General features: G+C 67.3%; 13 protein-coding genes. 8 read left to right on the top strand and 5 right to left on the bottom strand.

The window, feature by feature from the left end; translation table 11 throughout:
- Positions 1-128: 128 nt before the first annotated feature.
- Positions 129-755 carry a glutathione S-transferase family protein gene (locus tag ACSUZJ_RS10415; RefSeq protein ID WP_499415815.1) on the bottom strand — a complete coding sequence of 209 codons (627 nt, stop codon included), beginning with the start codon at positions 753-755 and terminating at the stop codon, positions 129-131.
- A gap of 187 nt (positions 756-942) precedes the next feature.
- On the opposite strand from ACSUZJ_RS10415, the gene ACSUZJ_RS10410 reads away from it, so the two are divergent.
- Positions 943-3624, top strand: coding sequence for a M1 family metallopeptidase (locus ACSUZJ_RS10410; protein WP_499415813.1), 2682 nt, complete (start codon positions 943-945; stop codon positions 3622-3624).
- Between the two features lie 25 nt (positions 3625-3649).
- On the opposite strand, the gene glpD is transcribed toward ACSUZJ_RS10410, so the two are convergent.
- Positions 3650-5188, bottom strand: coding sequence for a glycerol-3-phosphate dehydrogenase (glpD, locus tag ACSUZJ_RS10405; protein ID WP_499415811.1), 1539 nt, complete (start codon positions 5186-5188; stop codon positions 3650-3652).
- A gap of 232 nt (positions 5189-5420) precedes the next feature.
- Between glpD and ACSUZJ_RS10400 the strand changes: the two genes are divergently transcribed.
- Complete coding sequence (locus ACSUZJ_RS10400; RefSeq protein ID WP_499415809.1) at positions 5421-6056, top strand: phosphohydrolase; 636 nt, start codon at positions 5421-5423, stop codon at positions 6054-6056.
- Positions 6049-6879, top strand: a complete 831-nt coding sequence (locus ACSUZJ_RS10395; RefSeq protein WP_499415807.1) for an SIR2 family NAD-dependent protein deacylase — start codon at positions 6049-6051, stop codon at positions 6877-6879. The genes ACSUZJ_RS10400 and ACSUZJ_RS10395 overlap by 8 nt, the downstream gene beginning before the upstream one ends.
- Before the next feature lie 4 nt (positions 6880-6883).
- On the opposite strand, the gene ACSUZJ_RS10390 is transcribed toward ACSUZJ_RS10395, so the two are convergent.
- From ACSUZJ_RS10390 to ACSUZJ_RS10380, 3 genes are all read right to left on the bottom strand, one after another.
- Complete coding sequence (locus ACSUZJ_RS10390; RefSeq protein WP_499415805.1) at positions 6884-7201, bottom strand: Dabb family protein; 318 nt, start codon at positions 7199-7201, stop codon at positions 6884-6886.
- Between the two features lie 386 nt (positions 7202-7587).
- The gene (locus ACSUZJ_RS10385; RefSeq protein WP_499415803.1) at positions 7588-9690 is read right to left on the bottom strand and encodes an ATP-dependent helicase; all 2103 of its coding nucleotides are present in this window, start codon (positions 9688-9690) and stop codon (positions 7588-7590) included.
- Positions 9691-10144: 454 nt separating this feature from the next.
- A complete protein-coding gene (locus ACSUZJ_RS10380; protein WP_499415801.1) occupies positions 10145-10363 on the bottom strand; it encodes a hypothetical protein in 219 nt (72 codons plus the stop codon).
- A gap of 191 nt (positions 10364-10554) precedes the next feature.
- Between ACSUZJ_RS10380 and ACSUZJ_RS10375 the strand changes: the two genes are divergently transcribed.
- From ACSUZJ_RS10375 to ACSUZJ_RS10355, 5 genes are all read left to right on the top strand, one after another.
- Positions 10555-10731 carry a hypothetical protein gene (locus tag ACSUZJ_RS10375; RefSeq protein WP_499415799.1) on the top strand — a complete coding sequence of 59 codons (177 nt, stop codon included), beginning with the start codon at positions 10555-10557 and terminating at the stop codon, positions 10729-10731.
- A gap of 35 nt (positions 10732-10766) precedes the next feature.
- On the top strand, positions 10767-11342 hold the full coding sequence (locus ACSUZJ_RS10370; RefSeq protein ID WP_499415797.1) for a chromate transporter: 576 nt from the start codon (positions 10767-10769) through the stop codon (positions 11340-11342).
- Complete coding sequence (locus ACSUZJ_RS10365) at positions 11339-11926, top strand: chromate transporter (RefSeq protein WP_499415795.1); 588 nt, start codon at positions 11339-11341, stop codon at positions 11924-11926. Before ACSUZJ_RS10370 ends, ACSUZJ_RS10365 begins: the two co-directional genes overlap by 4 nt.
- 221 nt (positions 11927-12147) lie before the next feature.
- Complete coding sequence (gene fghA, locus ACSUZJ_RS10360; RefSeq protein WP_499415793.1) at positions 12148-12987, top strand: S-formylglutathione hydrolase; 840 nt, start codon at positions 12148-12150, stop codon at positions 12985-12987.
- Positions 12988-13199: 212 nt separating this feature from the next.
- Positions 13200-13673 (top strand): Hsp20/alpha crystallin family protein, encoded by a 474-nt coding sequence (locus ACSUZJ_RS10355; RefSeq protein ID WP_499415791.1) that lies wholly within the window; start codon positions 13200-13202, stop codon positions 13671-13673.
- Positions 13674-13682 lie beyond the last annotated feature (9 nt).

The following is a 13682-nucleotide window of genomic DNA, read 5'->3' as shown; positions in this document are numbered from 1 at the left end:
GCCCACCATGCAGCTGCGGGAATGCATACGTTCTGGTGGGCACAGGGCGCCCACCCTACGGCTGCCCGAATTCCTGGGTTCTGGCGGGCACGTTCGTGATTGAGGCCGCTGGCCTCAATCCCCCCGGTTTACTTCGACGCCTGCGCGCTCGGCCTTGCCGCGATCCGGTCGCGCCAGGCCTGCAGGTGCGCCATCCCCTCGTCGCCCGGCTTGAACTTCAACAGCCCGCGACCGAACTCCAGCGCGCAGAAGGCCGTGATGTCGGCGATCGTGAAGCGCTCGCCCGCCACGAATTCCTGGCGCGCCAGCACCTGGTCGAGCCAGCGCGCGGTGATGCGCATCTTGTCGCCCTGGGCCGCGCCGAAGTCGGCGAACTGGGGCTGCTCGAGCGCCGCCAGCGCTGGATGGGTGTGGCGGGCGCAGCTCGCCGTTTCCAGCAGCAGGTGCAGTTCCATGCGGCGGTCGGCCATCTCGATGAAGGCGCGTTCCTCGAAATCGGCGCCCATCAGGTTCGGTTCCGGCTGCAGGCCTTCGAGATACGTGCAGATCGCGCGGGTCTCGCTCAGCACGCGGCCGTCGTCCAGCTCCAGCGCCGGTACGCGGCCCAGCGGGTTCTTGGCCAGGTAGTCTTCGCTGCGGTGCTCGCCCTTCATGATGTCGACCATCACGGTCTCGATGCCGGCGATGCCCTTCTCGGCGATGAACATGCTCACGCGGCGCGGGTTGGGCGCGTAGCTGCTGATGTAGAGTTTCATGGGTCTCCTTCGATTGTCGTTGTCGTGGCGCCTGGCAAACCAGGGCGTGGCCTCTCGATGATAGCGCATCGGCCGCGCCGCGTGTCGGCAAGGTTGATAGATTGACATCCTCGATCTTTGCCGCCAAGATGCCATCGATGGCCGCCGCCCGCGCCGCCGTCGCAGACCCACTCGACGAAAGAACGACATGCACTACAGCCTCATCGCCGCGGCCGTCGCACTGGCCCTGGCGGGCAGCGCGACGCTCGCCACCGCCGCCAGCGCCGCCCCGGCATCCATCCATGCCGCCAGCGAAGCGACCACCCAGCTCCCGCGCGGCGTGCGCCCGCTGCACTACGACATCGCCATCACCCCGGACGCGGGCGCCGGCAGCTTCCAGGCCCGGGGCGCGATCGACGTCGAGGTGCTGGCGCCGACCCGCAGCATCACGCTGAACGCCGCCGAGCTGAAGTTCACCAGCGCGAACCTGACGCCCCGTATCGGCAGCGGCAGCGGCACCGGAGCCGCGCAGCAGAACGCGCGCATTGCCGTCGACGAGGAAGCGCAGACGGCCACCTTCAGCTTTCCGAAGCCGCTGGCGAAGGGCCGCTACCGCCTCGCCCTCGACTACACGGGCGTCATCCAGACCCAGGCCGTCGGCCTGTTCGCGCTCGACTACGACAGCGCCGGGGGCAGGAAGCGCGGCCTCTTCACCCAGTTCGAGAATTCCGACGCGCGCCGCATGATCCCGTCCTGGGACGAACCGGCCTACAAGGCCAGCTTCGCCCTGCAGGCATTGATCCCTGCCGGCGAGCTGGCGGTCAGCAACATGCCGGTGACCCAGTCCACGCTCCTGCCCGACGGCCGGGTGCGGGTACGCTTTGCCGACACCCCGAAGATGTCGACCTACCTGCTGTTCTTCGCGCTCGGCGACTTCGAGCGCGCCACGGCCAGCGTCGACGGCACCGAGCTGGGCGTGGTCACGCGGCGCGGCGCGCTGGCCCAGGCCCGGTTCTCGCTCGACTCCTCGCAGGCCATCCTGCGCGAGTACAACGACTACTTCGGCGTGCGCTATCCGCTGCCGAAACTCGACAACGTGGCCGGCCCCGGACGCAGCCAGTTTTTCTCGGCCATGGAAAACTGGGGCGCGATCTTCAGCTTCGAATACGCGCTGCTGCTCGACCCGGCGATCTCGACCCAGGTCGACAGGCAGGAAATCTTCGCCACCGCCGCCCACGAAATGGCGCACCAGTGGTTCGGCAACCTGGTCACGATGCGCTGGTGGGACGACCTCTGGCTCAACGAAGGCTTCGCCTCCTGGATGGAAGGCCGCATGACGGCGCGCCTGCACCCGGAGTGGAATACGGCGCTGGGCGCGGTCAAGGGGCGCGACCACGCGATGCAGCGCGACTCGGTGGCGACCACGCATCCGGTGGTGCAACACGTCGAGACCGTGGAGCAGGCGAGCCAGGCCTTCGACGAGATCACCTATTCGAAAGGCGAAGCGGTGATCCGCATGCTCGAGGCCTATGTCGGCGAGGACGCCTGGCGCCGCGGCGTACGCAGCTACCTGCGCCAGCACGCCTACGGCAACACGGTATCGAACGATCTGTGGCGCCAGATCGAGCGCGCGGCCGGCAAGCCGGTGACGGCGATCGCCCATGACTTCACGCTGCAGCCGGGCGTGCCGCTGATCCGCGTCGCCGAGCCGGTGTGCAGGGACGGACGCAGCAGCGTGGCGCTGTCGCAGGGCGAGTTCTCGCGCGACCAGCCCGAGCGCAAACCCCTGTCCTGGCGCGTGCCGGTCATCGCGCGGATCGCGGGCGCGGGCGGGCAAGCCAGCACGCTGGTGGCCGGCGGCAAGGGCACGCTACAGCTCCCCGGCTGCGGCGCGGTCATCGTGAATGCCGGCCAGAGCGGCTACTACCGCACCCTGTATGCGCCGAAGTCCTTCGCCCGGCTGGCCGAGGGCTTTGCCGCCTTGCCACCTATCGACCAGCTCGGCCTGCTGTCGGACAGCTGGGCGCTGGGCATGGCCGGGCTGCAGCCGGCCTCCAGCTTCCTCGACCTGGCGCGCGCCACGCCGCTGGACGCCGACCCGCAGGTCTGGGGCCGGATCGCCTCGACCTTCGCCCAGATCCACGCGCAATACGAACACGGCGATGCCCATGGCCAGCGTTTCGCCGACTATGCGGTGGCGCGCCTGGCGCCGGTCATGGCGCGGATCGGCTGGAACGCCCAGCCGGGCGACACCAGCGCGCGCGTCAACCTGCGCGCCGACCTGATCGAGATTCTCGGCCAGCTGGGCGACCGCGCCACGATCGACGAGGCGCGCCGCCGCCATGCGGCCATGGCCGCCGACGCCCAGGCGGTGCCGCCGGCGCTGCGCAAGAGCATCATGGCGGTCGTGGCCCAGCACGCCGACACGCCGACCTGGGAGGCGCTGCGCGCGGCCGCGCGCGCGGAAAGCTCGCCGCTGGTCAAGGACACGATGTACGGCCTGCTCGCCACTGCGAACGACCCGGCGCTCGCGCGCCGCGCGCTGGCGCTGGCGATCACCGACGAGCCGGGCGTGACCATCGGCGCCGAGATGATCGCCGCCGTGGCCGGGAACCATCCCGACATGGCCTTCGATTTCGCGATCGCCAACATGGCCGCGGTCGACAAACGCATCGACGCCACCTCGCGCAGCCGCTACTTCCCGATGCTGGCGCGCGGCTCCTCCAGTCCGGACATGGTGGCCAAGGTGCGGGCGTACGCCGAGGCGCACCTCGCGCCCGAGGCGCGGCGCGACGCCCAGACCGCGGTGGCTGCCATCCAGGACCGCCTCAAGGTACGCGCCCAGCGCGTGCCGGAAATCGACGGCTGGCTGGAACGCAACGGGATCTGATGCGCCGGCGCGACGCCGGCCGGGTTCAAAAGACCATGGCGGGCTGGCGGGAGACCAGCCACTCGTCGAGGCGGCTGGCGCTGCCCGGCGCCACGTGCAGCCCGAGCTTGCTGCGCCGCCAGAGAATGTCGGCGGCGCTGCGCGCCCATTCGTGGGTCACCAGGTATTCGATCTCGGCCGCGTACAGGCCGGGCAGGACTTCCTGCCCGAGGTCGGCCAGGTTGTTGCGCCGCGCCAGCAGCGTGTCGATGCGGGTGCCGTAGGCGCGCGCATAGCGCTGCAGCAGGCTGGCCGGCAGCCAGGGGTAGCGCGCGGCCTGAACGGCGGTCCAGGCGCCGAATTCCAGCACGCCGCGCTTGTCCGGACGGTTCCCGGCCACGTCCCCGCCTGGCAGGCAGGCCTGGCCGGTCCAGGCCGGGCCTGCCTTGCCGAGCATCGGCGCGATCCAGTCCACGGCCTGTTCGGCCAGCTTGCGGCAGGTGGTGATCTTGCCGCCGAAGACCGAGAGCAGCGGCGCGCCGGCGCTGTCGGTCTCGAGCCGGAAATCGCGCGTGGCGGCCTGGGCGCTGGCCGCTGCATCCTCGACCAGCGGCCGCACGCCGGCGTAGCTCCACACGACGTCGCTGGGCGTGACCGCGCGCCGGAAATAGCGGTTCGCCAGCTGGCAGAGGTAGGCCACTTCCTCGGGGCTGATCGCCACCTTGTCGAGGTCGCCCTGGTAATCGACGTCGGTGGTGCCGATCAGGGTGAATGCGCCCTCATACGGCAGCGCGAACACGATGCGCCTGTCCGGGTGCTGGAAGATGTAGGCATGCGGATGCTCGAACAGCCGCGGCACAACGATGTGGCTACCCTTGATCAGGCGCAGCATCCGTTGCCCGTGCAGGTCCGGCAAGCCGTCGAGGAAGCGCGCGGCCCAGGGCCCGGCGGCGTTCACCAGGCAGCGCGCCTGCAGCCGCAGCCGGCCATCGCCCCCGTCCAGGGTGACGCTCCAGTGCGTGGGGTGGCGCTGCGGCGCCAGGCAGCGCGTGCGCGTGAGGATGGACGCGCCGTGCTCGTGCGCGTCGAGCGCATTGAGCACGACCAGGCGGGCGTCGTCGACCCAGCCGTCGGAATACATGAAGGCGCGGGTGTAGCGGTCCTGCAGCGGCGCGCCGGCCGGATGGCTGCGCAGGTCGAGCGCATGGGAACCCGGCAGGAATTCGCGCCGCGCCAGCCGGTCGTAGAGGAAAAGGCCGGCGCGGATCAGCCAGGCCGGCCGCGCGCCTTCGTCCTGCGGCATCACGAAGCGCAGCGGGCGCATGATGTGCGGCGCGCTGCGCAGCAGCACTTCGCGTTCGGTCAGCGCCTTGCGCACCAGGCCGAACTCGTAGTGCTCGAGGTAGCGCAGGCCGCCGTGGATCAGCTTGCTCGAAGCCGACGAGGTGTGCTGGGCCAGGTCGTCCTTTTCGCACAGCACCACACGCAGGCCGCGCCCGGCGGCGTCGCGCGCGATCGCCGCGCCGTTGATCCCGCCGCCGACGACCAGCACGTCGCAGTCGATCCGTCCTTGCGCACCATCCACGTCGTTCTCCCGAAAGTCGCAACCCAAACCAGTGTAGGTCCCTCAGGTGCCTCCATGTTCGCATGGATCAATGCGGACCGTGTGAACCCGGTTTTCGGCGCCAATGTGTAGAATCGAGACATCAATACGACGAGATTCACGGAGAAAGCATGTCCCACGCGCCGATCGCCTGCGCCCGCAGTTGCCCCCGCCCTGGCCGCGGCAACACCCCTGTCGACGCAGATCGCGCCTGATGGTGCAGCAACGCGCCTGGGTGCGCATGCCTTCCGGCAAGCGTCTCGACCTGCTCAATCCAACGCCCTTCGACTGGGACGATGCCGACCTTGCCCTCGGCCTGGCGCGTACCTACCGCTGGGGCGGGCACTCGGCCTGGCCGCTGCCGCTGTCGGTGGCCCAGCACTCGATCACGGTGATGCTGCTGCAGCGCGCGGCGATCGGCGGCCGGGTCGACCCGCTGACCGAGCTGCGCGAGCTGCTGCACGACGCCGAGGAAGGCCTGCTGGGCTTCGATGCCCTGTCCGTCATCAAGCCCTTCCTGGGCGAGGGCTTCCGCGCCCTGACCAGGCGCCTCGAGCACGTGGTCTTCCTGCGCTACGGCCTGCCCTCCTGGACCGCGGCCGAGCACGCCCGCCACAAGCGCGCCGACCGCCTGGCCGCCGCCAGCGAGGCGGTGCACGTGGCCGGCTGGTCGCGCGAGGAGGTGCGGCGCACCCTGAAGATCCGCGCCGCCGTGCTGCAGGATGATCCGGTGGCCGCCATCTACGGCGGCACGCCCTGGGAACCCTGGCCGCCGGCGCTGGCCTGCGAGCGCTTCCTGGCCGAACTCGAACGGCTGACGCGGCTGGTCAGGGAGAAAGAGCATGCTTGAGGCGAACCTGCTGCGGGCGGCGCGGCTGATCGACGAGGCCGATGCCCTGATGATCTGCGCCGGCGCCGGCATGGGCGTCGATTCCGGCCTGCCCGACTTTCGCGGCAACACTGGCTTCTGGCGCGCCTACCCCGCGCTCGGCCAGGCCCGCCTGCCCTTCCACGAGATCGCCAACCCGGCCAGCTTCGAGGCCGACCCGGCCCTGGCCTGGGGCTTCTACGGCCACCGCCTGGACTTGTACCGCGCCACCCGGCCGCACGCGGGCTTCGCCATCCTGCGCGACTGGGCGCGCGCCAAGGCGCAGGGCGCCTTCGTGTTCACGAGCAATGTCGATGGCCAGTTCCAGCGCGCCGGCTTCGACGAGGACGGCATCGTCGAATGCCACGGCTCCATCCATCACCTGCAATGCGTCCGGCCCTGCCTCGACGCGACCTGGCCCGCCGATGCCTTCGTTCCGGAGGTCGACACCGCCGCCTGCCGCCTGCGCGGCGAGCCGCCGCGCTGCCCTCACTGCGGCGCGCTGGCGCGGCCGAACATCCTGATGTTCAACGACGGCGGTTGGATCGACACGCGCACCGACGTCCAGTTCGAACGCCTGCGGGCCTGGCGCGCAGCGGCAGGCAAACTGGTGGTGATCGAACTGGGCGCGGGCGTGGACATTCCCTCGGTACGCCGGATGAGCGCGCTGCAACGCGCGCCACTCGTCCGCATCAACCCGCGCGCGCCGCAACTCGAGGGCTGCGAGGGCGTCGCCCTGCCGCTCGGCGCGCTGGACGCCCTGCAGCGGATCCGCGTGCTGATCGACGCCGGCGCTGCCGGCTGAACGCTTACTGGGTCCAGTAATCGACCACCAGCGAGCGCGCCAGGCTCTTGCCCAGCGTGCCGACGAAACGCTCGTGCGCCTGGTGCACCAGGTAGCTGTCGCGGTCCTGGGCGCTGGCGAAGGTCAGCGTAAAGCAGTGGGTGAAACCGTCGTTCAGGCCTTCCGGGCTGACGTTCGTGCCCCACTCGCAGGACACGATGCCGGGAATGGCTTGCGGCAGCGTGGCGAAGTCGGCCACGACGGCATCGACGTCCTCGGCAGTGGCGGACTCCTTGAAGGCAAACAGCACGACGTGACGCAGGCAGGTGGAATTGGCAGGCATGGCACTCGACAGTGAGATGAGGATGTGACATCTTACACAAACGGCCACGCGCACCGTTTTCGCTAGAATTGACAAGCGTCAATACATCCTTTGATCTGGCGCTGTAAGTCCTTGATTTGATTGGGATAAATCCGATATCCACAAGAAATGTGGATAACTATGTGGAAAAGCACCACTTGACAAGCCGCGAGGGCAGTATTGATGCGGGTTTCAACAAAATGCCCGTTCCAGAGGCAAAAATAAGCACCTTAAAAATCAAGGACTTGCACAAACGCTTGTGCGCTGTTGTAAGACTTTATCGGAAGATTCCTACAAAAAAGCTGCGCGGGGGATAAGTCAACCAATCAGGTGCCCGGCGGCCCCAGCTCCAGGCATATTTCCCCGCCTTATTTCCAGCTATTCCTCGCTCTTTCTCGCACCAGCATCCGCACGCTGTCAGGCATCGGCTTCTTCGATTGCGCCTTGTCGGCCGTGATCCAGACGCACTCCTCGAAATGCCTGAGCATGGCCGGCGTGACGAAGCGCGTGCGCGCCGCGTACACATGGCGGTCGCCCATCTGGGCCTGCTGCTTGATGAAGAAGCGGTTCGGCACCACCAGGTGCAGGTGTTCCTTGGCGCGCGTCATCGCCACATACAGCAGGCGCCGCTCTTCCTCGATTTCCTCGGCATTGCCGGTGCTCATGTCCGAAGGGATGCAGCCGTCGACCACGTTGAGCACGTGCACCGACTTCCACTCCTGGCCCTTGGCCGAGTGGATGGTCGACAGGATGACATAGTCCTCGTCGAGCAGCGGGGGACCGGCGCGGTCGCTGGTCGCTTCGGGCGGATCGAGCGTGATCTCGGCCAGGAAGCTCTCGCGGCTGCCATAGCCGCCTGCAAGCTGGGTCAGTTGTTCGAGGTCGGCCGCGCGCACTTGCGCATCGTCGTGCAGGCGTTCGAGGTGGGGCAAATACCAGTCCCTGGCCAGCTCCAGGTCCGCCGGCCAGCGCAGGCCGGGCGTGCGCAGGCGGCGGTACAGCGCCACGAAAGCCTGCCAGTCGCCCTGGGCCTTGGCCGGCGCCGCGAAGGCTTCGACCGCTTGCGCGGCTTCCGGCGCCTCGGCGACGGCGTCGAGCAGGCGCGTGGCGGTGGCCGGGCCGATGCCGGGGATGAGCTGGGCCACCCGGAAGCCGGCCAGCCGCCCGCTCGGGTTCTGGGCGAAGCGCAGCACCGCCAGCACGTCCTTGATGTGCGAGGCTTCCAGGAATTTCAGGCCGCCGAACTTGACGAAAGGGATGTTCCGGCGCATAAGTTCGAGTTCCAGCGCCGCGCTGTGGCTGGCGGCGCGGAACAGCACCGCCTGGGAAGTGAGCTTGATGCCGGCTTCGCGGTGCTCGAGGATGCGGTTGCAGACCCAGCGCGCCTGTTCGGCCTCGTCGGGAATCAGGACCAACTGCGGCAGGCTGCTCGCCGCCTTGTCGGTCCACAGGGTCTTGGCATGGCGCTCGAGGGCGGCCCCGATCACGGCGTTCGAGGCGTCCAGGATGGGCTGGGTCGAGCGGTAATTGCGGTCCAGCGTGATCACCTCGGCCGGCTGCGAGAACTGCTTCGGGAAATCGAGGATGTTGCGCACCGTCGCGCCGCGGAACGAATAGATCGACTGGGCGTCGTCGCCCACCACCATCACACCCTGCCCATCGGGCTTCATGCCGGTGATGATCGCCGCCTGCAGGCGGTTGGTGTCCTGGTATTCGTCGACCAGCACGTGGTCGAACAGGGCGCCCAGTTCAGGACCCAGCTCGGGGTCGGATGCCATCTCGGCCCAGAACAGCAGCAGGTCGTCGTAGTCGAGCACGTTCTGCTCCTGCTTGGCGTCGACATAGGCGCCGAACAGGCGCTTGAGCTCCGCTTCCCATTCCGTGCACCAGGGGAAGGTGCCCTGCAAGACCAGGTCGAGCGGCTCGCGCGAATTGACCACCCGCGAATAAATGGACAGGCAGGTGCCCTTCAGCGGGAAGCGCTTCTGGGTCTGGGTCAGGCCGATCTCGTGGCGCACCAGGCCCATCAGGTCTTCGGAATCGCCGCGGTCGTGGATGGTGAAGGATTCGTCCAGGCCGATACGCCCGGCGAATTCGCGCAGCAGGCGCGCGCCGATGCTGTGGAAGGTGCCGGCCCAGGGCAGTGTCGTCACCTGGGTGGCCGTGGCCATGATGCGCTGCAGGACATTGCCGGCGCGTTGGGTCATTTCATTGGCCGCGCGCCGCGAGAAGGTCAGCAGCAGGATGCGCTGCGGGTCGGCGCCACGCATGATCAGGCGCGCCACGCGGTGCGCCAGCGTATTGGTCTTGCCGGACCCGGCGCCGGCTACCACCAGCAGCGGGCGCGTCGCCTGCGCCCCGATGTCGTGCTCGACGGCGGCGCGCTGCGCCGGATTGAGGCCGGCAAAGGGGTCGTCGGCGCAAGGGGCTGAAGAGGGAGCGGAAGTTGCGGCAGCGGCGGCAGCGGTCATGAAAGGATGGCAAGGAAGGGCAAAAGGCGGACAGCTCAACTGTACATTTGTCCAGTAAGCTTTCGCAAGTGCATTTTGCACTCGAAATCGACGAACCTGTCGTAAAAAGGCTGCGCTCGCTTCGCGACCACTTCAAACGTTTTCCGAACAAGCTGTGCTAAGTCGCCGAAAATAAACGGGTTTTCTGGATATCCACAAACTCTGTGAATAACTTTGTGGAAAAGGGAGGGCTTGACAGCCCGAAAGCGCGGCGGGAAGCGGCTTTCAACAAAATGCCCAAACGGCGGGCAAAGCCGAAAACCAGATAAATCAATGACTTGCACGCATCTGTGCAGGCAGGCCTGGAGGAAGGTCCGAATGAACAAAAAGAAATTTTTGTGTATAACCAGACCTCATAGAACGCCACAAAAATACAATTTTGATATCGCAAACCAGAACTGCAGAGCAACTTTTTTTACTGCCGGGATCGACGTCGGGACGGTTCCAGCAGCACGCGCTCGATCACGGCGCGCGCGATGTCGCGTGAGCGAAGGTACTCCACGGCAGACATCGTGTTGGCGCTGAACTGGACCGCGATCCCGTCGTCGACGATGACGCGCTGCCGGACATCCCTGCGGGCGTCGCCCCCGCCATCCGCGGCCATGCCGCGCAGCTCTGCTGATATATGCTCCATCCTTCCCCCGCCTTGTCGTGGTTAAACTCCTTGCGTAAGGAGTATTGATCAAGAACCGGTAATGTCAATGTCATTTTCCCATCGAAAAACAAGAAAAGGCAGGCATGCCCGACGGCAGCGTTGCGCCATCCATTTCGCAACACGTACAAAATGGCCGCGCTGATTCCCTTCAACCCACCAGCGAGGCATCCATGAGCACGACATCTCAACCGGATATGAACCCTGGCGACGAAGCTGCTCCCGGCACCCCCGGCGCCGGCGAAGACATTTGCGACGCCTGCTCCGGCAGCGGCAAACTGGCCGACGGCAAGCCCTGCCCCCAGTGCGGCGGCAGCGGCAAGGTCATGCGCGGGATCGGAGGGGGTTAGTTGCATAGTAGCAATATCAGGGTGATAATCGCGGGATGAAACCTGAACCATCCAGCGATCGCCCGCGCCCCTCTTCCCTGCCCGACCTGTTCATCGCCTTCACGCTGCTTGCCTTGCAGGGCTTTGGCGGCGTGATGGCTGTCGTCCAGCGCGAACTCGTCGACCGCAAACGCTGGCTGACCCAGGACGAATTCATCGAGGACTGGGCGGTGGCGCAGATCATGCCCGGGCCGAACGTCGTCAACCTGTCGATGATGATCGGCGCGCGCTACTTCGGCCTGGCCGGCGCCATGACCGCGCTGGGTGGGCTGCTGGCGGCGCCGATGGTGCTGATCCTGTTGCTGGCCACCCTGCACGCGCGCTTCGCCGGCAACCCCCACGTCGCCGGCGCCCTGCGCGGCATGGCGGCGGTATCCGCCGGCCTGATCGCGGCCACCGGCCTGAAACTGTCCGGCACGCTGACGCGCAACCCGATGCCGCTGGTCTGGTGCATCGCCATCGGCGCGCTCGCCTTCGTGCTGCTCGCCCTGGTCAAGGCGCCGCTGGTCTACGTGTTGCCGGCCCTTGGCGGCCTCGGCTGCTTCCTGACCTACCGGAAGCTCAAGGCATGAGCACCCAGGCGATCGAACTGAGCCTGTCGTGGCACGACTGGCTCAATCTGTTCGCGCATTACCTGATGCTGTCCCTGATGTCGCTCGGCGGCGCGATCTCGACCACCACGGAAATGCACCGCTTCCTGGTCGAGCAGCACGGCTGGCTGACCCAGGCCCAGTTCAACGATTCGATCGCCCTGGCCCAGGCCGCGCCCGGACCGAACGTGCTGTTCGTCGCGCTGATGGGCTGGCACGTCGGCATGAACGCCGGCAGCACCACGGCCGCCTTCCTCGGCGTGGCGATCACGATGGTCGGCATCATGCTGCCCTCGACCATCTTCACCTACCAGGTGGCGCAATGGGGCCACCGCAACCGCGAACTGCGCGCCGTGCGCGCCTTCAAGCAGGGCATGGCGCCGATGGTGATCGCGATGCTGCTGTCGACCGCCTGGGTCCTCGCCAGCTCGGGTGCGCGCGGGTCGGCCGACTGGCCGCTGTGGCTGCTGGCGGTGGCGAGCTGCGTGGTGATCTGGCGTACGAAGATTCACCTGCTGTGGATGCTGGGCGCGGGCGCGCTGCTGGGGGCGTTCGGCTTGGTGTAAGCGCTGGCGCGCGAGTGTGCGGCAAATCGGGCTTTGTACAGCGTGGACACGGGTGTCAACCCTACGAAAGACGGGGTTGTAGGGTGGACACCTGTGTCCACGCGGTACGGCGGCCGATCAGTCGAAACGCAACGCGCAGCGCGCGTGAATCATTGCCAATGCTCGACCCAAAGCCTGCCAAACTGGCATACTTGCACCGTCACCCAACAACGGATAACAACATGGCACAACTCCTGAGCGAACACGCCTGCTTCGGCGGCACCCAGCGTTTTTATCAGCACGACTCGACCGCCATCGGCCTGCCGATGAAGTTCTCGGTCTACCTGCCGCCCGGCGCGCAGGACAAGCAGCTGCCGGTGCTGTTCTACCTGGCCGGCCTGACCTGCACCGAAGAGACCTTCATGATCAAGGCCGGCGCCCAGCGCGTCGCCGCCGAGGAAGGCCTGATCCTGGTCGCCCCCGACACCAGCCCGCGCGGCGCCGGCGTGCCTGGCGAAACCGACAGCTGGGACTTCGGCGCCGGCGCCGGCTTCTATCTTGACGCAACCCGGGAGCCCTGGGCCCAGCGCTACCGCATGTACAGCTACATCCTGGAGCTGCGCGAACTGGTGATGCGCGAATTCGGCGCCGACCCGGCCCGCTGCGGCATCTTCGGCCACTCGATGGGCGGCCATGGCGCGCTGGTGATGGCGCTGCGCAATCCCGAGCTGTTCCGCTCGGTCTCGGCCTTCGCACCGATCGCCGCGCCCTCGCGCTGCCCCTGGGGCGAAAAGGCCTTCGGCGGCTACCTGGGCGACGACCGCGCGGCCTGGAGCGCCTGGGACGCGACCGAGCTGGTGGCTGGCGGCCCGGTGCGCTTCCCGCAAGGAATCCTGGTCGACCAGGGCCTGGCCGACAAGTTCCTGCCCGACCAGCTGAATCCGGACGCCTTCGAGGCCGCCTGCCGCGCCGCCGGCCAGCCGCTCGAACTGCGCCGTCATGCCGGCTACGACCACGGCTATTACTTCATCTCGACCTTCGTGGAAGACCACCTGCGCTTCCACCGCCGCCAGCTCGGCTGACCCTGTTCCACCGGCGCGCGCTCCGGATGGTTCAGACCGTCCGGAACGCCGCTGGTTCCCTCTTTCCGCATGTCCGCTGGCCTGGCGCAATTGCTCGCGCCCTGGCCCCGCTTTTCCTGTCCTGCGCGCCTTGAAAACGCCGCGCCGCTGCCCTATAAAAAAGGTGCGGCGAACGCGCCGCGCATGTTCATCATGAGGAAAGGAGGCATACCATGAATCTCATCAGGAGAGGCAGTACGCCACTGTCGGCTTATCGTCCCGGTTCGGTCGAGGACCAGTTCGGCCGCCTCGTCGAAAGCATGTTCGAAGACTTCTTCGCGCCGCTGGCGCAAGGCGGCAGCCGCCTGAGCGACACCAGCGCCGCAGTGCCGCGGCTGGACATGAGCGAAACCGAGCAGGCCTATGAAATCCAGGCCGATATGCCGGGCGTCGACAAGGAAGACGTGAAGGTCGCCATCGACCATAACCGCATCACCATCGAGGGAGAATGCCGCAAGGCAAACGAGCGGCGCGAGGGCGAAAACGTGGTGTATTCTGAACGTTCAGCACGCAAGTTCATGCGCAGCTTTACCTTGCCGACCGAGGTCGACGATACGGCGGCGCAGGCGAAACTCGAGAACGGCGTCCTGCACCTCACGCTGCCCAAGAAACAGGGCAGCGAGGCGCGTCGCCTGACCATCCAGTAAGCCTGCCCC

Source organism: Telluria sp. B2 (assembly GCF_051789535.1).
Classification (GTDB): Bacteria; Pseudomonadota; Gammaproteobacteria; order Burkholderiales; family Burkholderiaceae_D; genus Telluria.
The sequence above is the reverse complement of the archived record's forward strand: the minus strand, read 5'-3'. Positions and strand labels throughout refer to the sequence as shown.